At 28.1% G+C, this 18,543-nt stretch carries 18 protein-coding genes and 5 pseudogenes; 15 read left to right on the top strand and 8 right to left on the bottom strand.

The window, feature by feature from the left end; genetic code table 11:
- Positions 1-128 precede the first annotated feature (128 nt).
- Positions 129-482: pseudogene (locus AK212_RS12625) on the top strand (winged helix-turn-helix transcriptional regulator).
- 402 nt (positions 483-884) lie between these two features.
- Here AK212_RS12625 and AK212_RS13290 read toward each other — a convergent pair.
- Positions 885-1,078 (bottom strand): annotated as a pseudogene (locus AK212_RS13290) (IS6 family transposase); the annotation flags it as partial.
- A gap of 96 nt (positions 1,079-1,174) precedes the next feature.
- On the opposite strand from AK212_RS13290, the gene AK212_RS12620 reads away from it, so the two are divergent.
- The 3 genes from AK212_RS12620 to AK212_RS13530 all read left to right on the top strand — a co-directional run bounded on the left by AK212_RS12620 (position 1,175) and on the right by AK212_RS13530 (position 3,051).
- On the top strand, positions 1,175-2,047 hold the full coding sequence (locus AK212_RS12620; RefSeq protein WP_231119822.1) for a nuclease-related domain-containing protein: 873 nt from the start codon (positions 1,175-1,177) through the stop codon (positions 2,045-2,047).
- Positions 2,048-2,071: 24 nt separating this feature from the next.
- Positions 2,072-2,848, top strand: a complete 777-nt coding sequence (locus AK212_RS12615) for a hypothetical protein (RefSeq protein WP_053031497.1) — start codon at positions 2,072-2,074, stop codon at positions 2,846-2,848.
- Between the two features lie 107 nt (positions 2,849-2,955).
- The gene (locus AK212_RS13530; protein ID WP_142346379.1) at positions 2,956-3,051 is read left to right on the top strand and encodes a type I toxin-antitoxin system Fst family toxin; all 96 of its coding nucleotides are present in this window, start codon (positions 2,956-2,958) and stop codon (positions 3,049-3,051) included.
- A gap of 140 nt (positions 3,052-3,191) precedes the next feature.
- Here the strand turns inward: AK212_RS13530 and AK212_RS12610 are convergent, their stop codons facing one another.
- Complete coding sequence (locus AK212_RS12610) at positions 3,192-5,609, bottom strand: AAA family ATPase (protein WP_196781154.1); 2,418 nt, start codon at positions 5,607-5,609, stop codon at positions 3,192-3,194.
- Complete coding sequence (locus AK212_RS13965; protein WP_256262982.1) at positions 5,606-5,734, bottom strand: hypothetical protein; 129 nt, start codon at positions 5,732-5,734, stop codon at positions 5,606-5,608. The genes AK212_RS12610 and AK212_RS13965 overlap by 4 nt, the downstream gene beginning before the upstream one ends.
- Before the next feature lie 210 nt (positions 5,735-5,944).
- Between AK212_RS13965 and AK212_RS12605 the strand changes: the two genes are divergently transcribed.
- The 3 genes and pseudogenes from AK212_RS12605 to arsC all read left to right on the top strand — a co-directional run bounded on the left by AK212_RS12605 (position 5,945) and on the right by arsC (position 7,294).
- Positions 5,945-6,553 carry a recombinase family protein gene (locus AK212_RS12605; RefSeq protein ID WP_053031495.1) on the top strand — a complete coding sequence of 203 codons (609 nt, stop codon included), beginning with the start codon at positions 5,945-5,947 and terminating at the stop codon, positions 6,551-6,553.
- A 5-nt stretch (positions 6,554-6,558) separates the two neighbouring features.
- Positions 6,559-6,875: pseudogene (locus AK212_RS13285) on the top strand (ArsB/NhaD family transporter); the annotation flags it as partial.
- 17 nt (positions 6,876-6,892) lie between these two features.
- On the top strand, positions 6,893-7,294 hold the full coding sequence (arsC, locus tag AK212_RS12600) for an arsenate reductase (thioredoxin) (protein WP_053031493.1): 402 nt from the start codon (positions 6,893-6,895) through the stop codon (positions 7,292-7,294).
- Positions 7,295-7,493: 199 nt separating this feature from the next.
- Here the strand turns inward: arsC and AK212_RS13525 are convergent, their stop codons facing one another.
- The 5 genes and pseudogenes from AK212_RS13525 to AK212_RS12580 all read right to left on the bottom strand — a co-directional run bounded on the left by AK212_RS13525 (position 7,494) and on the right by AK212_RS12580 (position 11,914).
- A complete protein-coding gene (locus AK212_RS13525) occupies positions 7,494-7,631 on the bottom strand; it encodes a hypothetical protein (protein ID WP_162158444.1) in 138 nt (45 codons plus the stop codon).
- Positions 7,632-7,901: 270 nt separating this feature from the next.
- Positions 7,902-8,669, bottom strand: a complete 768-nt coding sequence (locus tag AK212_RS12590) for a CPBP family intramembrane glutamic endopeptidase (RefSeq protein WP_080365562.1) — start codon at positions 8,667-8,669, stop codon at positions 7,902-7,904.
- Between the two features lie 61 nt (positions 8,670-8,730).
- A pseudogene (locus tag AK212_RS14050) lies at positions 8,731-8,935 on the bottom strand (hypothetical protein).
- 19 nt (positions 8,936-8,954) lie between these two features.
- The gene (ptsG, locus tag AK212_RS12585) at positions 8,955-10,982 is read right to left on the bottom strand and encodes a glucose-specific PTS transporter subunit IIBC (protein ID WP_053031491.1); all 2,028 of its coding nucleotides are present in this window, start codon (positions 10,980-10,982) and stop codon (positions 8,955-8,957) included.
- Positions 10,983-11,224: 242 nt separating this feature from the next.
- Positions 11,225-11,914 carry a DUF536 domain-containing protein gene (locus AK212_RS12580; RefSeq protein ID WP_053031489.1) on the bottom strand — a complete coding sequence of 230 codons (690 nt, stop codon included), beginning with the start codon at positions 11,912-11,914 and terminating at the stop codon, positions 11,225-11,227.
- A gap of 479 nt (positions 11,915-12,393) precedes the next feature.
- Between AK212_RS12580 and AK212_RS12575 the strand changes: the two genes are divergently transcribed.
- The 8 genes and pseudogenes from AK212_RS12575 to AK212_RS12550 all read left to right on the top strand — a co-directional run.
- Positions 12,394-13,362: a replication initiator protein A gene (locus AK212_RS12575; protein WP_053031487.1), complete on the top strand. Its 969-nt coding sequence runs from the start codon at positions 12,394-12,396 to the stop codon at positions 13,360-13,362.
- A 1,569-nt stretch (positions 13,363-14,931) separates the two neighbouring features.
- Complete coding sequence (locus AK212_RS12570) at positions 14,932-15,057, top strand: Rep protein (RefSeq protein ID WP_231119823.1); 126 nt, start codon at positions 14,932-14,934, stop codon at positions 15,055-15,057.
- 581 nt (positions 15,058-15,638) lie between these two features.
- On the top strand, positions 15,639-15,953 hold the full coding sequence (locus AK212_RS12565) for a hypothetical protein (RefSeq protein WP_053031483.1): 315 nt from the start codon (positions 15,639-15,641) through the stop codon (positions 15,951-15,953).
- An 80-nt stretch (positions 15,954-16,033) separates the two neighbouring features.
- Entirely contained in the window at positions 16,034-16,651 is a 618-nt protein-coding gene (gene cadD, locus AK212_RS12560; protein WP_053031481.1) for a cadmium resistance transporter CadD, read from the top strand.
- A gap of 18 nt (positions 16,652-16,669) precedes the next feature.
- Positions 16,670-17,017 carry an ArsR/SmtB family transcription factor gene (locus tag AK212_RS12555; RefSeq protein ID WP_053031479.1) on the top strand — a complete coding sequence of 116 codons (348 nt, stop codon included), beginning with the start codon at positions 16,670-16,672 and terminating at the stop codon, positions 17,015-17,017.
- A 159-nt stretch (positions 17,018-17,176) separates the two neighbouring features.
- Positions 17,177-17,272 carry a type I toxin-antitoxin system Fst family toxin gene (locus AK212_RS13520; RefSeq protein WP_000889979.1) on the top strand — a complete coding sequence of 32 codons (96 nt, stop codon included), beginning with the start codon at positions 17,177-17,179 and terminating at the stop codon, positions 17,270-17,272.
- Between the two features lie 286 nt (positions 17,273-17,558).
- Positions 17,559-17,798: pseudogene (locus AK212_RS13915) on the top strand (IS5/IS1182 family transposase); the annotation flags it as partial.
- Between the two features lie 465 nt (positions 17,799-18,263).
- Positions 18,264-18,543 (top strand): YSIRK-type signal peptide-containing protein (locus tag AK212_RS12550; RefSeq protein ID WP_280513675.1); only part of this gene is annotated, 280 nt, incomplete at its 3' end.

Genomic DNA, 18,543 nt, shown 5'->3' with positions numbered 1-18,543 from the left:
ATGTTTCTCTTTTTTCCAAATTTTAACGATAATTGGATTTAAACTTGCTTGTAATAACAGCATGGTATTTGTTGTTTAGAATAACAATACTGACATTTTTGTCACTATATAAAAATGGAGGATTCGTTTTGTTAATTGAATATAATAATAAAGAATTTTATACATCGAAAGATTTAGCCCTGTCTGTCATTGGTGGAAGATGGAAAATTGCCATTGTTTACCATCTTTTGCAAAGCAATCATTTAAGATTAAGTGAATTACAAAACAAACTACCCAATATCAACCAGTGAATGTTAATAAGACAACTTAGAGAACTAGAACAAGATAAAATTCTTGAAAGGACAGTCTATCCAGTAGTCCCTCCTAAAGTAGATTATAGATTGACTGAAATAGGTTTAAAGCTTGATAAAGTAGTATTTTCAATTTGTGATTGGGGAGATGATTTTCTAGATACAGTTAAAAGTAATAATGAGAGAACCTAATTGGAATATTAAATTTGTAGCAAAGAATTTATCGAAATAATTATTTTAGTGAGTATCAAGACTATTTTAATTAACTATAAAATATTAAATGAAATGCAAAATATTATTTATTTGAGACTGTCTAAAGAAATAAAATAGAAAGGAAAGCATGCCAAATTGTATTTTCTAAAAGAAGATAATTTGAAAGGACATTTTTATATTTGGAATAAAGAGAGTATTTAAAGAGTGAACTTTTGGTTTAACAGAAAGTGAAAAACAAAAAATTTATCATCAAGCAATTGATAAAATTGAAGAAGAAACACAAAATAAATTTTGTTGAATTTTTTAATGTTAGTCAAAAGCTCCCTATTTTTAAAGAGGTAATTTTATTTTCGAAATGCCCAATTGCTGTAATTGAATGTATTTTTTCTTCCAAATTTGATACAAATTAAGATTATATTCTTGAACCCAACGATAGATCATTGAATGATAAACTTTAATAGCATGTTCATTTAATATTTCAGATATGTCACAGTAACTAAGTGCGTACCTTAGGTAGTAACTAACGGTACAGTGATTACGTCTTTATCAAATTGCTTATATTTAAAATAATTCATAGAGAACGCTCCTTTTTTGTTAAAATATATACTATAAAATTAACTTTGTAATAAAACTTTATAAAGGCATTGATATAAATAATTAAGGGGTGGGGTATGATGATTATCGCTTTGTTATTATGTTCTATTATCTTATTTTGTTTAGTAATTTATTTTTATAAAAAGAGCATTGATAATATTAAATTGAAGGAGAAAAATGAGCAAGAGCTAAATTTAAATATTGATAAGCATAAAAGTCAAAATAAAGATTTATCGGTTCGCTATAACAAGCTAACTCAAAAATATGAAGATGTATGTAAGGAAAACCAAAACTTAAAAGAGAGTTATCGTTCATGTCATATATTTGATAAAAACATAGGGGAGGTCAAAGCTGCTAAGGAATTACAAGAAATTTTTGAACAGTTGAAAGAAGAAGTTGATCTCAATTATTTTATAAAGTTCGACAATCTTTTTTTATATGATTTAAAAGAACCTAGACAAATAGATCATATGGTTATTTGCGATTATGGTATTTATATATTTGAAACAAAATATTGGGAAGGTGACATATATTACAATATATCTAAAGAAAGTTTAAAAGGTACTAAGCATGAACTATTAAATCGATATATTTTTTATAAACAAGATGAAAATGAGCATCAAACTTTTGTTTTGAAATTAAATGAAAATGGAGAAATAGAATATCATAACAATGGTAATCCTTATAAACAGATATATAAAACAATGAAGATATTAAATGATTTTTTAGATAACCAATATTTTATCAATAGTATTATATACTTTAATTATCACAATGATAAATATTATTTTATTGATGGATCAGATAAAAATAATGGGATAATTGGAGTGAATCAGAAAGAAAATTTATATAATGTACTAAAAAATAGAATGGAAAATTTTAAATTTGGAAAGTTGAAAGAAAGGCAAATAAACTATTTAAAGCAGAAATTTGAAAAGTATAACGTATAACATTATTAACAGGAGAAAAAGTATATGCTGAGCATACTTAGTAATATAGCAACCATTATAGGCCTTTTAGTAGGTATTCTGTCTTTGCTATACAATTTTTTATCACATGGTGAAAATCAATATAAAGTTAAAGATAATATCAAGTTTATTGGACAAACTTTGATACAAAATGCTTCGGCATTAATCATTACTTACTTAATATTACTTATGATCTATATGATTTTAAATTATGTTATTCATGAAAAAGAAGTTTTTCGTGCTATATTTTTTATATTTGGAATAGCTTTAGGATTAGTTTCATTTATTATATATACTTTAAATGAACTAAGTATACAAAAAAATGGTGTGAGAATTCAAAGTGAAATTTTAGAAAAAAAAGAAGCAGACGAATATATTAATAGCAAGTTTCAAGTAGAGTTAAACAAGACATGTAAGAAGTTGAATGAATATAACGATGAAGTAGATATAAAAGAAGAAATAAATTCATTAAAAAAGTTGGAGAAAAATAGAAGAAAATATAGTAAAAGAGTTAAGAGATGTTTTTTAAGAGCAAGAATAGGTTACTTTTTTATGCCACTTATTTTAATTTCTTATACAGAAATGATGTCTCAGAATATCAATATAACTATTTTTGCTATTCTTTTAATTACTATATTAATATATATATTTAATTTTATTATTATTTATCCCAAAATAAAGCTTGAAAACGGATATATCAACATTACTTCAGCAATGACTTCGAACCATATAAAAGAATTTGAAAAAATACAAAGGAATAGGAAAATAGAAAAGAATACATAATCCAACTTATCGGAAGTTGTCTATCGTCGTATATTCGAAGATGATATAATGTATAGGTCGCCTATCTCTCAGGCGTCAAATTTAGACGCAGAGAGGAGGTGTTATTCATGTTGGAAATCCTTGTTCACATCACGACCACAGTCATCAGTGGTTGTATTGTTGCGTTATTTACGCATTGGCTGCGTAATCGCAAAGACAAATAGGCGACAATAGCCACACCTACAAAAATCCCCTCACTATTTGCGGTAGTGAGGGGATTGGTGTATCCATGCTGGATTCCTTGTTAAGTGCATTATAACACTGGTTAGTAGAGGAATGCAAAGCTATAATTGTATATAGACTACTACTTTATTAATTTTTTTAGTTTTTTTGTGAACTTATCCAAATCATCAATATATTCCTTCAATTGTTCGGGGATCGGTGTTTCTTCACCTAGAGCAGATGACCTATCATGAACCCATTTTGAAGATTCTGTCATACCTTTTTCAACTTCTTCATACAATTCCCTATTAAATGGAGCTTTTTTTAGTCTAGACGTTTGAATTGCTGGATTAAATCTTTCGATAGATCCATTTAATAGTAATTCTTCTATACTTTTTTCCCAAGTTTCCCTTAATTCTTCACACCACATTTTTGCCTTATGACTATATTCTAACTGTTCTTCCGGAGCATCAGAAGAGATATTGTTATAATAAGTTGTGATATTTTGAAGTTGTTCTCTTAGATAACCAATTCTTTTTTTTACAGTCATACTTATCCAAGGATGTGAGTTTGTAGAAATACCTGTTTCATTTTTAATTTTTCTAATTGTATTATGACAACAATCAAGTTGTTTTTCTGAAGATTTATTTTGCATTAATAGTAAAAAAGGTAGGTCATGAGTGAAAATTACTACTTGCTTTTGTTGTGCTTCATCAATTAATCGATCAGCAATTATTTCTTTTCTTTTGTGATCAAGAGATGAAACAGGGTCGTCAAATACAATGCAAATATTATTTTTGTTCATTGAGGTTTCAGACAAAAAATTTGCTAAAGCAATAGCCCGTTGTTCTCCCTCACTCAATATATCTATTGGTTTCTTTTCTTGTATAGTTAATTTATTTAAGGTTGTACCTTTTCTCCCCCTTTGTTTGATTTCAGCTGAAAAGTTAGCATTTAATTTTTGACATTCATTATTGAATGTCTCAATATATGTATCAGTTACGTATTTAGAAAATAAACTGTTTTGTTTTGAAGTGATAGAACGTGTGTTAATTTTTATTTTGTTAGCATTATCTACCCACTCTTTGTTGTTTATAAAATCTTCTATTTTAGGAAGTAATTTTTCCACTTTTAATTTATCATTAAATTCATTCTCTTTAATTTGTAGTTCTTCAATTTCCTTTTTTACACTGTCTTCATCAAGATTTTCAATTAAATTATTTAAATTGTTTATAACTTTTTCAATTTCATTATAATCAAAATTATAACCTTCAATTTGTGAATCCCATTGTAAATTATTGAGAGCTTTAAGGACCCTATCTTTGAGATTTTCAAAATTATTTGAAGCTTGATTAATAGAATTAAATAAATCTATATTGTTATCTTTTAGAGAGTAGCTTAATATAGAATCTTTATTTAAAATAGTTGTATTTATAAGTTTAAAGCGTCTTTCTTCGTCCTTGATAGAATTATTTTTAACGGCTAATATTTTTTCGGACTCGTTTTTTAGATATTTCCAATATTTATCTATTAGTTTTATATTACTAATATCTTGGTGACAAAAAATACAGTAATTAACACTATGATTTATAGTTGTATAATATTTATAGGCTGATTCTATAAAATCTTTCCATTCTTTTGATCCTAATTTTTCTATATTTTCATCTTTAAATTGAGTTATCCCTTCAGCTAAAGATACGTCTTTGTAATGATTTCTCTCTTCTATCAAACCTTTAACTTCACTTAAATAAGCAGAACTAAAAAGTTGATTGAGTTTTTTTATTGTTTTTTTAACATCTTCAAGAATTGATATTAAATTTTGGTACTCTTGTTTTTTATCAAATATTTGCATTGATTGTAATTCTGATATTCGCTTATTATTATTAGCATGATTTTCCATATCATTTTCAGTTAATTTTACTTTTATTTTTAATTTATCAAAATCATCCTTTGTATTTAAATTTAGTAACAATCGTTTGATAGAAGTTTCTTTATCAAAATGGTTTATAAATGTATTATCTAAGGTTTTATCATTGATTTTAGCTTCAAATTTTTCTTTTAATTTTTGAACAATTTCTAATAATTTATCAAAAAATTTAAATTCTGTTGGTGAAAATGATAGTTCAGATTCTTGGGTTAAATCATGTAAAGCACTATGTGAATCAAATACCGATACATGGTCTGTATAAGGATGGTTCGAATCTTCTGGATAATATAGTTTATCTATATTACCATCATTAGTTTCAAAGTTAATATTAGCTGAAGGGGGAGACGGATTATCATTGAATATATTGGAAAGTAATCTAGTATCTCCTCTTGAAATAAAAATATTATTAAGTAAACGAGTAAACCCTGATTTACCACTACCATTTTCACCATAGATTAGTGTTAATTGGGGCCCAATAACTAAATTAGCATTATCTTTAATGGCATTTACACCAATAACATTATCTAAACCTTTCCAATTTGCTATTTTATGTTCATCAGTAGTATTAGTAATATTTCGAAATTCTATTTTTTCTCTATTAAGATTTCCATGTTCAAGGTTGTTATATTTCATAAATATAGAAAAAAATCCTCTATGTCTTCATCATAAATATGACTCTTGTCTAATATTTTTTTAGCTATAACTTGTTGCCAGTAAGGTTGCTCTTCGATCCATTTTACTATATCATCAATAATCACTTTTCATTCTCCTTTTATAAAAATATAGATTGCAACTTTATTATACTAATACTTTAAAAGTAGAAGATATATTTTTATTATTTTATTGTGTATATATTATCAAAAAATCAGGCTGATAAAGGTACACCCTAATCATACAAAATGAGTTGTTGAAATTATCGCAACTAAAACGTATGATTAGGGTGTATATTAATTGTGGAGTGAATATGAATGATTATAGGTTATGCTAGAGTATCTTCGATAGATCAGAATTTAGAGAGACAGTTAGATAATTTGAAAACATTTGGCGTAGAGAAAATATTTACAGAGAAACAATCGGGAAAGTCAGTAGAAAATAGACCCGTATTTCAAGAAGCACTTAACTTTGTGAGAATGGGCGATAGATTTGTAGTAGAATCGATTGATCGTTTAGGTCGTAATTACGATGAAATAATTAAAACAGTTAATTACTTAAAAGATAAAGAAGTTCAGCTCATGATAACGAGTTTGCCTATGATGAATGAAGTGATTGGAAATCCACTACTAGATAAATTTATGAAAGATTTAATTATTCAAATTTTAGCAATGGTTTCAGAACAAGAACGAAATGAAAGTAAACGTAGACAAGCACAAGGTATTCAAGTTGCGAAAGAAAAAGGTGTATATAAAGGACGTCCGTTACTTTATTCAGCGAATGCTAAAGATCCTCAAAAACGTGTTATTTATCATAGAGTTGTAGAAATGTTAGAAGAAGGCCAAGCAATTAGTAAAATTGCGAAAGAAGTGAATATAACAAGGCAGACTATTTATAGAATCAAACACGATAATAATTTGGATTAACAAATGGGTTATTTAGCATTATCATGTGTATGAACTTTATAATTACTTTCTTATCTTCAATTACGAACAACATGCCAACTGTTTTAATAGATGCAATATCGGTTGGTCAATCTAATGCTACAGGTATATTAAAAGAAGGTGTACTTTAGGGCTTAAAATTACGCCAATTAGTTCTTTAGCAACATTATTGTGGCTACACGTCTTAACACAAAAAGGTGTGAAAATTTCGTGGGGAACATACTTTAAAACTGGAATTATCATTACTATTCCAGTCTTATTTGTAACTCTCTTAGGTTTATATCTTACACTAACCATATTTTAAGAAAAGAGGTTTTAATTATGGATAAGAAAACAATTTATTTTATATGTACTGGCAATTCTTGTCGTAGCCAAATGGCTGAAGGCTGGGGAAAGCAAATATTAGGTGAAGACTGGTGTGTATATTCTGCAGGGATTGAAACACACGGCGTTAATCCTAAAGCAATTGAAGCTATGAAAGAAGTAGACATTGATATATCAAACCATACATCAGACTTGATTAATAGTGATATTTTAAAGCAATCAGATTTGGTCGTAACGTTATGTAGTGATGCAGACAATAACTGTCCTATTTTACCACCAAACGTTAAAAAAGAGCATTGGGGTTTCGATGATCCAGCAGGTAAAGAATGGTCAGAATTTCAACGTGTTAGAGATGAAATAGGTAATACAATTAAAGATTTTAGTAAAAACATCAAGTAGATACTTGATGTTTTTTTACTACTAATTCACTGATTTCAAACTTAATAAATTAATTGAAAAGAATATTTGTACATATTAAGAGTCTGGGACAAAAAGGTCCAAGATAAGTAAATAAAGACAATTTCTATTGAAATAATATAGGAATTGTCTTTTTTATAATTTTTTTGATGATTTTCAGCTCGTTGAGCTGTTACTTTTCTTATATTAAGCCACGATGATGTCTGAATTCATCAAATTCAGTATCGGGAATTATTTCTGCAATATCATTTACATGTCGTGAAATATCATTTGTAGGGATAAGAACTGAAGTTTCCATTAGTAGAGTATGTTGAGTCATGTTATAGTCTTTATACATAAGGCACCTCGTTAATTTTGTTTATTGATATTTATTAAATTATACAAAAGGGCCTTATTTTTCAAAGTATTTTGGCGAGACTCTTGAGGGAACAGGACAAGCTGAAGACTACAGGCTGAAGCTGTCCCCTAAGAAAGCGAGCCAACAATACGAAGTATTTTAAATAAGATGCCAGTAAATGAATTTATGAAAACCCACTTACTGGCTATTTTGCTAGGAATTATGTCCCAGCCTCCTCTATTGTTATGTTTACTATCTAAAATATAGCCATAAATAACCAACAAATACCGGTAATGTTGAAACAGAATTATTCAACATATGAACCATCATACTATCTTTGATATTACGTCTTCTGTTATAGGCAAGGTATAATACACAACCTATTAGAAAATAAATTGCATATGAAAATATATTTGTTGATAAATGTTGTGAACTAAAAATAATAGAAGATATAATGAATGGTAGCCAAAATCGATATTTCATAAATAATGTTTCTTTAAAAATCCCTCGAAAGAGTAATTCCTCTAAATACGGACCTATAATACATATCATTAAAACAACAGTTGCAACAATTGAAATATGTGGTAAATGGTCTTTTTGTAAAAGTAGATCTAAACTTTCATTGATTTCTTTCTCATTCGCTGTAGTATCATTGCCAGTAAATATGGCCATTAATACACTACTTAGAATACTAAAAACCATTGATAATACCAGAAAACCAATATTAATAAAGATATCTTTTCCCCTCATTGATTGATATTGTCTTTCATATGTATGACTCAAATAATAATTCCTAACTAACCATATGATTAATAGTGCTGTACCAGTTATTAGCATACTTAATGCGATGGATGTTAACTTACTGAATTTCACTGAAAAAGGTAAAGTTATTAGTGACACACCAATAGGTATTTGAATTAATAAAATCATTCCGATGAATATCAAAATATTAATTATTTTATTACCTTTAGGTTTTTCGTTAGAAGATTGATTTTGCTTCAAGTCATCCATGATTACCATCTTTCCTTTCTCTTTAAAATGATATGTCCAATATCAACATTGCCTATAATTATCACGCTTGTCAACTTTGTAAAATTTTCCTAATTAAAATGAACGCTAAACTAGGATAGAATTCATTGTCCCCTGTCTTCTTCCCCAACTTGCTTTGTTCGTGGAATTTCTTCAGAAATTCTCTGTGTTAGACTCATCTCATAAGAATATGTATATACGTAAAGAAAGTCTGGGACATAATATATCATTGTCCCAGACTTGTTTGTTTTAGCCATTAAGTTATTTTTATAGACTTTATTTAATTGTCATAATCGCTTTACCAGGATCGACTTGTTTTACATCTTCAATTGTTAATGTTTTGTCTTCTTGGTTTGTTATGATTACTGGTGTAATAATACTTGGAGCATGTTCCTTTAAGTATTCTAAATCAATCTTCATTAATGGTTGACCTTGTGTTACTGGTTCATCAGTATTTACCAAACTTTCAAAGCCTTCACCATTTAATTTAACTGTATCGATACCAATGTGAATTAACACTTCAACGCCACTATCAGATTCCAATCCTATCGCATGTTTTGTAGGGAAAATTGTTTTAACTGTACCATCAAATGGTGCTACAATTTCTCCTGAATCTGGTACAAATCCGATACCATCACCCATCATCTTTTCAGAGAAAACTTTATCAGGTACTTCAGATAACGGTATTATCTCACCATGTCCAGGTGCGTAAATTTCTGTTTCTACAATATCTTCCACATGTACAGGCTCATCTGACACTTCTTCATCAATTGTTGTTTCACTTGGTTTTGTAATTTCTCCACTTATTATCTTAGCCATATCATGTTTGATTTGATCAGATTTAGGACCGAAAATGGCTTGCATATTGTTACCGACTTCAAGTACTCCTGAAGCACCTAATGATTTAAGGCCGGCAACATCAACTTTTGATTTTTCATTTACTTCTACTCTTAGTCTAGTAATACAAGCATCTAGATGTTTAATATTTTCTTTACCACCCATTGCTTTCAAAACATCGAATGGCAGTTGACTAGCCGATGTAGTTGTTACAGTTGATTTTTTATCTTCACGACCTGGTGTTTTATAGTTAAATTTAACAATAAGGAATCTAAATACAAAGTAGTAAATCACTGCATAAATAATACCTACTGGGATGACAAGCCACCATGCTGTTTTATTAGGTAGAATACCTAATAAGACATAGTCTATAAATCCTCCAGAGAAAGTATATCCTAAATGTACATTTAACAAGTACAGTGTCAAGAATGATAAACCATCTAATACTGCGTGAATTACGAATAAGAATGGTGCTACAAATAAGAATGAGAATTCTAATGGTTCAGTAATACCAGTTAAAAATGATGTTAATGCAGCAGAAATCATTAAACCTGCAACTACTTTCTTATTCTCAGGTTTTGCTGTTTGATAAATAGCCAATGCAGCAGCTGGTAATCCAAACATCATGACTGGGAATTCCCCTTGCATGAAATTACCAGAAGTTAAATGAGCACCTTCACGGATTTGTTCAATAAAAATACGTTGGTCGCCTCTAATTATCTCTCCAGCAGCATTTTCCCAAGAACCAAATTCAAACCAGAATGGTGCATGGAAAATGTGATGTAAACCAAATGGTATTAATAGTCGCTTAATAAATCCAAATAAAAATACAGCTAAACCTGTATTTGAATCTAATAACCCCTCACTAAATGCATTTAAACCGTTTTGAATCGTTGGCCAAATAATTGCCATCGGAAAGGCTAAAATGAAAGATGTGGTTGCCATCATAATTGGTACAAAACGTTTACCTGCAAAGAATCCTAAATATGATGGTAAGGTAATATTATAGAATTTGTTATAACACCAGGCTGCTAGTGCACCAATAATAATACCTCCGAACACACCTGTTTGAAGCGTAGGAATCCCTAATACATTTGCATATCCATTAGTTGGATCAGATAATTTATCTGGGGTTACATGCAAGAATGCCCCCATTGTTTTATTTAAAATGATAAAACCAACAAATGCAGCAATAGCAGCTACACCATCTCCACCTGCAAGACCAATTGCTACACCTAAAGCAAAGATAATAGGTAGATTATCAAATATAATACCACCAGCACCTGTAAGCATATTAGCGATTTGTTGAACAATATCATTTTTTATAAATGGAAGATAATGTTGTAACGCTTCGCCTTGAAACGCAGTCCCAATTGCTAATAGCAACCCTGCAGCCGGTAAAATCGCAACTGGTAACATTAAAGCTTTACCGATACGTTGCATTTGACCAAATAGCTTTTTAAACATAATCAATTCATTCCTCTCTATCTTCTTATTTACGTGCCACAAAAAAGCATGAACAAATAAGACTATCAATTTCATATCACGAAAGATAGACACTCTTATTTGCTCATGCCTGCATAACCAGTAACACGCAATGATTTTATTTACATCTAGTATACACATTCAATAAAGCGTTTACAATACTTTTTGGAAATTTTACATAAAAAAGAGGCTGGGACATAATTCCTAGCCTCTTTTAATTGCAATTAGTTACCAAATAAACGACTCCAAAATCCCTTTTTAGGTGGTTCTACCTCCCTATTATCATCAGGATCACTCTTCGTTTCTTCAACGAACTTATCCTCATTTGTTAGTTCATCTTCGTTTATACTGTCATCCTTTTTTTCTTTAGCCATATTCTTATGATTTAGTTCGGTTGGTTGGCTTTTCTTTTGTTGTTGGTTCTCATTTTGAGGTTCTTCAGTAAAAGTTGCTTCTTGCGGATTAATATTTTGTCTATTATTCGTCGCTGTATCAAAAGAATAATTAAGCTGTCTTTCTTCTTCTAATTGGCTTTCTAGTTTTTGAATTTTTTTATTACTTTCTAATGCTAAGACTTGCTGATTTTCTAAAAGTCTATTAAGTGTATTTATTTGTTCTTTATCTCTATTTGCCTGTTCCTTATATATATCTAGCTGAATATATAACTGCTTTATTGTTTCATCTTTTACCTGATTATTATCATCATCAGAATTTTTTTCATTTATTTTACTTTCAGCATCAATGCTCTTTTTCTGATTTTTTTTAATTCTATTTACTACTACAATCTCATCTTCACTAGATAAGTAATTTACGTTATCAATTTTTTGAAATTTTACATTTGCTTTTTTAGCATTATTATAAACTGTCATTTTTGTCACATTTAGTTCGTCAGCGATTTTCTTCATACTTTTCATATAGCAGCCTCCGTATAACTATATATACGATATTTATTATGATTATATAGTTATTATACTTACCATATCAACACTTTTATACTTATTCATAAAATATATACATATAATTATACGAATATATTTTATCCTCTTTATACACTTCTTATATACCTTTTATACGTATTGCAATAGCTTTCTTTATATAACATTCCATATCACTATATAAAAACAAAATATAACCTTTTATCATTCTTACATGATATATACACTAAATATATATAAAAAATGTAACAAAGATTTGAAAAATGTTATTATAAATAGAAAGAAGCCTAACTACGGGAATAGTTAGGCCTCGATGGTAATAAAAAAGTTGTTTTTGTACAGTTGTTGTATTCATATTATATATATTAAGAATTATTAGCGCAAGTCTAATACATATATACTTACTTATGACTTTTTATTACCTCTTTAAAGATTTAAATATGAAAGAGGTTTTTTGTATGTCTAATTTTAATATTAAAGAAATCCAAAAAGAAAAATTCTATCGATTGCCTAAAGTATTTTTTACAAATCCTAAATATACTAAATTGTCCAATGATGCAAAAATAACTTGGTCAATATTAAGAGATCGTTTAGATTTATCTATAAAAAATAATTGGATAGATGAAAATGGAGATATATTCTTTATATATACTAACGAAAAGTTAAAACAAATCCTAAATATTAGTAGCCCAAACAAATTATCTAAAATAAAGAAGGAATTAACTCAAGCTGATTTGTTTAGTCAAATCAGAGTAGGATTAAATAAACCCAATAAACTATATCTAAAAAAACCTGAAGTAACAAAAGCTGATGTATATTACATTACACAACAAGAAAATGACGTAGAACAGCAATATTCTACGGATGTATCAAATTCATACATCCAGAAATATGATAATAATACATCAGGAAATATTAAAATGATACATCATGATATATCAAAAAAATACACTAATGATACTGATTATAATGATACTAATTATATTAAGACTGATTATAATGATACGGATTATTTGAATGATAAGAAATTAACATATCCTAGTAATCATACAAATCATTCAAATCACGACAATTCAAAATTTAATAATGAAGCTTTAAAATTCCAATTACTCGAAGAACTACCACATAGTATTCAAAACTATCTAAGTAACTTTGAAGTAGCTGAAATTAAAATTATCAAAACTGTATTACTAAAAGCCAAAACATCCTTCAACAATTCTATTGATGCATATTATTTATTAGAAGATATGGAATTTGAAATTGTTAATGTTCTTAAGCGTTTTAAAGCTACATTAATTCAAAAAAATGAAACCGTTGAAGCAATGCAAGGGTACTTAATGAAATCTCTTAAATCAGAATTCGCAGAAGTACATACGCTGAATAAGCGACGTGATCATTTACCCATCACTTCTTTATTTAATCAATAATTCAATTTAATAGGCTAACAATGATTCAATTTGAGAGCATCTTTTAATAGATGTTCTCTTTTTTTATTAACAAGTGGTTGCTAAGGTAACCACCTAGACTAAACGAAAGGTAAAGGAGGAGATAACAAAATAACATCAATACAATTTCACAACATAGCATGCTGCTATTAAAGAAAGGAGGAACACTTATGCGTAATAAGAAAAAGATTAAATTACTTTGGCAATGATTAATGTTCTTTTAGCTGCAGTCGAACTTTATCTTCAATGGCAATTGAGTAAATCTAAAAATGAACTGTAGTTAAGCAAACAGGTGGGACTAAAACGTTTCTGTTTTAGTCCTATTTATTTCTATAAACAAGTATCATTCATTTAATAATGGCTCAAATAATGTTTCATAAGAAGAAAAATAAAATGATCATTCAGTGTTGTTTTAACTTTTAAAAATGTAAAGACGGTTAACATTTTTATATTCTTTAGCAATCCTTTGTAGTTATAAAAGTGACTTAATAAAATCGTTTTTGCTATTTATTTTGTTAATGATCGGAAAGAAAAGGTTGAATTTATCATTCCATAAAATCAAAATTCAGATTCAATTGATATACATCATAAACAAAAAGTAAGTCACTAATGTTCAAAACATGGGTCGAATGTAATTTTAAATTTGAATTTTTCTATCCCAAACTGAGTAAAGATATTTACTTAGTTTTCTCTTTTTTTATCTCCAATTATTTTACTAACAATGCTTATTTTGAAAATAAAAATAAGCACTTAAGGTAAAAAGTGAAGAAAAAAATAGCCACTTTTGTCTTCAAACATGTTTTGTTTTTGAAAATATTACAAACATAAGAGTCTTTTTAAAGAGTATTTGACATGAGCATAAGGAAATCTAGTACCACCTTTGGTGGTATTCAGCATAGCTGAAAGATTTACCTTTTATTCATTATGCTCAATTGTTCATCATAAATAGCTTAAAAACTTTATATAAAGGTGATTATAAGCATTCTTATGCATTGAACTTAGGAGTGTAATATAACACGTTGTTGCAGACTCTTTACAACTGTTACAAGACCACTTTTAATTGTCTGAAAACTCCTTTTTTGTTGATTTCATAGGCTTCAGTTGACGTCGAGACTCTTAAGAGTCTTAATTTTTTTAACCAAAGACTCTTAAGAATCCTACTTTTAGTATTAATTTAAATAACAAAATCACTAAAAAAGTAATCTAAGCAATTCATACATTTGTTTCACTTTTTGAAATTGATTAAATACTTTTTTCTCAATATCAAATTCAATAATGATCATATTATTTATTTTTAAGTTCAAAAAAAGAGAAAGAATAAAACAATTTCTATACTTTTCTATGCTCAATTTTATTAAAAAGTGAATCGAAATAAAGATCATTTCATCTTTTTATTTTAATCTTCCTAAAATTATTTTAGCGAGTATCAAGAGTATTTTAATTAACTATAAAATGTTAAATAAAAAGCAAAGTATGATTTATTTTAGACTGTCTAAAGAAATAAAATAGAACAGAAAACATGCTAAACTGCATTTTCTAAAAGAAGGTGATTTGACAGTATATTTTTATATTCGGAATAAAAAAGAATATTTAACGAGTGAACTTTTTGATTTAACAGAAAGTGAAAAACAAGAAATTAATCATCAAGTGATTGATGAAATTGAAGAAGAAAAATAAAAATAAATTTCTTAAACGTTAGCAAAAAGCTAACGTTTTTTATTAAAAATACGCTAAAAATGGCTGGGTACATTTTGGATACAGACACAATATGATGTGGGTACAAAATGGGTACAACACAATATCTTGTGGGTACATTCTGGGTACAAAACAAATTTTAGGCACCTAATGTAAAATGTTGTAACCCTTGAAATGTCTGGCTTCGCCAGATCCACCTTTTTAAAAGGTGGCAAATTTCCCTTATGCTCTTAACTCTTGATTTGGGTTCAATTCAAAATTTGGTGTTTTTTGAAAGAAATTGCCCCTGCAGGAACTAAAAAAGTTGATGAATTATTGAGCTATTTTATGCCAATTTTTAATTTGCATGTAGATGGGCAGTGTCTAAAAAAACATCACTGGTTTTGCTCAAATTTTTGTTTGTAAAATATATTTATTTAGCTCTCATTTGCATTTCGAGAGCCGTTAAGTTAAATATGTAAAATACCTTTAAACGTTAAAAAACACCTTAAAATTGCAAATAAAGGTATTTAAAACTTAAATACTTCTTGTGATAAAGTTTTTTAAAAGGAGGAAGTTCTAATTTGATATTTATATACATAATTTTTTCAGCTGTTTTACTTTATTATGCTTTGAAATATGGTATTAGAAATGGATTTGCTGAACTTGAATCTAACAAAGAGGATTTAATTTATTATCAAAAAAGTACGAAGTTGTTTGAAGAAATTGGAGATATTTATCATATGATTTCGACGTCTCAATCTGAGAGCGTGGATGAGGCAAAAGTTATTTATAATAACTCTTTTGATATTTTGGTTTCAGGAGAAAAACCTAAATATATATTTGATAAATTAACTGAGTATAAAGACCAAATTTCTAAATTAAGTATAGAGAAATAATCACTTTAGACCACGTATTTATGATTATTTAATAATATAAGTTATAATACATTCAAAAATATTTTTGAATGAGGTGTATTATGATTCAAACGATTGTTACTGCTGCTGTTCTTTATATTGCTACAGCAGTTGATTTATTAGTGATTTTATTAATATTTTTTGCTAGAGCAAAGACTAGAAAAGAATATAGAGATATTTATGTTGGTCAATATTTGGGGTCTATTATTTTAATATTAGTTAGTTTGTTTTTAGCTTTTGTATTAAATTATGTTCCAGAGAAGTGGATATTAGGTTTATTGGGTTTAATACCAATTTATCTTGGAATTAAAGTGGCTATTTATGATGATTGTGAAGGAGAAAAAAGAGCTAAAAAAGAATTGAATGAAAAAGGATTGTCTAAATTAGTTGGTACGGTTGCAATTGTTACGATAGCAAGTTGTGGTGCTGATAATATTGGTTTATTTGTTCCGTATTTTGTGACATTAAGTGTTGCTAATTTATTAATTACTTTATTTGTTTTTTTAATTTTAATTTTCTTCTTGGTATTTACCGCACAAAAATTAGCTAATATTCCAGGGGTTGGGGAAATTGTTGAGAAATTTAGTCGTTGGATCATGGCTGTTATTTATATCGCTTTAGGTTTATTTATCATTATTGAAAATGACACTATTCAAACAATTTTAGGTTTTATATTTTAATTTAGGGTGTGATTTTATATGAGTTATGAAAATGTTTGTGATGTAATCTGTGTACATGAGGATAAAGTTAACAATGCTTTAAATTTTTTAGAAGATGATAAATCTAAGAAATTACTTAACATTTTAGAAAAAATTTGTGATGAGAAGAAATTGAAAATCATATTATCTTTGATTAAAGAAGATGAGTTGTGTGTTTGCGATATTTCTTTGATATTGAAAATGAGTGTTGCTTCAACTTCACATCATTTAAGGCTTTTATATAAAAATGAGGTACTTGATTTTTATAAAGATGGGAAGATGGTACATTATTTTATTAAAGACGATGAAATAAGAGAGTTTTTCTCTAAAAATCAGGAGGGTTTTTGAAACGAGTTTCTTCTTGTCTTGATACTATAAAAAACAAAGTTATATAACATAAGACGACTTATTAGAAGTTAACTATTATCGCATATTAAGTGATGATATAATATACAGGTCGCCTATCTCTCAGGCGTCAAATTTAGACGCAGAGAGGAGGTGTTATTCATGCTAGAAATTCTTGTTCACATCACGACCACAGTCATCAGTGGTTGTATTGTTGCGTTATTTACGCATTGGCTACGTAATCGCAACGATAAATAGGCGACTATAGCCACACCTAAAAAATCCCCTCACTATTGCCGTAGTGAGGGGATTGGTGTATTCACGCTAGAATTCTTGTTAATCACATTATAACACTGGTTAGTGGAGAAATGCAAAACAGCTTATATTAAAACAAGGGGGGAAGTATCTTTGATTAATACCATAAGCTATAGTATAGAAATATTTAAGTATTTGTATTCATAATTTAGTTTTCTATTATTGGTAGTGGTTATTATAATCATTACCAATAATAGAAAAAATAATGAAGAATTATAATTGGAATATCTTAAAGGCTATTTTGGGTATCTCTGGAATGTTCGTTCTAGAGATAGATAAAGCCAAAAGAGAACTAGGATTTGTACTAATGATATTTAATATAAGAAAAGTAACGGTTTAACGAGCTGAAAATAATCAAAAAAATTATAAAAAAAGACAATTTCTATATTATTTCAATAGAAATTGGCTTTTTTACTTATCCTAGAACTTTATGTCTCGGACTCTTTGCTTTAATTATTGCTACGTGTGAGTTGTTTTTCAAAAAACGTATAAAACGATTTTTCACGATACAGGGACCTCATGAAAAGTTCTTTTATATAAGAACTAAATAAATTATAAATAAAAGTATATTTTATGTAAAGTTAATACTATTGATTTTTAAGAGAGATAATAAAAAACGTTACATTAAAATCCTATTAAAAATAAAACAAAGGAAATATGTCTTCTATTTAATATTGTTGAAGAGTAGTTGCTAAACTGAGGGTTATTGATGACTTATAAATTTAGAAAAATATTCTAATAAAAAATTAAGAGAAGATAATAATGGTATTAACTATTTTATTATTAGCACTTCAACATATCAGTGATATAAATTTACACAATTAAATTTTTGTTTGGTTATATATAAAATTTCATTTATAATGTACTTAATGCTATAATTAGGATTTGTTTGGGACAAACTTTAATTATAGGAAATTTCAAAGGAGTGAAGTTGTTGAAAAATTCAAAAAAACGTTTAGATTTTTTACCAAACACGTTAAATAAGTATTCGATTAGAAAATTTACAGTAGGTACAGCTTCTATTTTAGTTGGAGCTACTTTGTTTTTAGGAGTTAGTAATGAAGCTGAAGCAGCAGAAAAAATCGACTCACCAACTAAAGAAAAGGTAGCAACAGCTGAAGAGCCAGCAACTAAGGAAGAAGTAGCAACAGCTGAAGAGCCAGCAACTAAAGAAGAAGCAGCAACAGCTGAAGAGCCAGCAACTAAAGAAGAAG

Source organism: Staphylococcus borealis (assembly GCF_001224225.1).
In the GTDB taxonomy this organism is placed as follows: Bacteria; Bacillota; Bacilli; order Staphylococcales; family Staphylococcaceae; genus Staphylococcus; species Staphylococcus borealis.
This window is presented reverse-complemented; position numbering and strand designations above follow the sequence as displayed.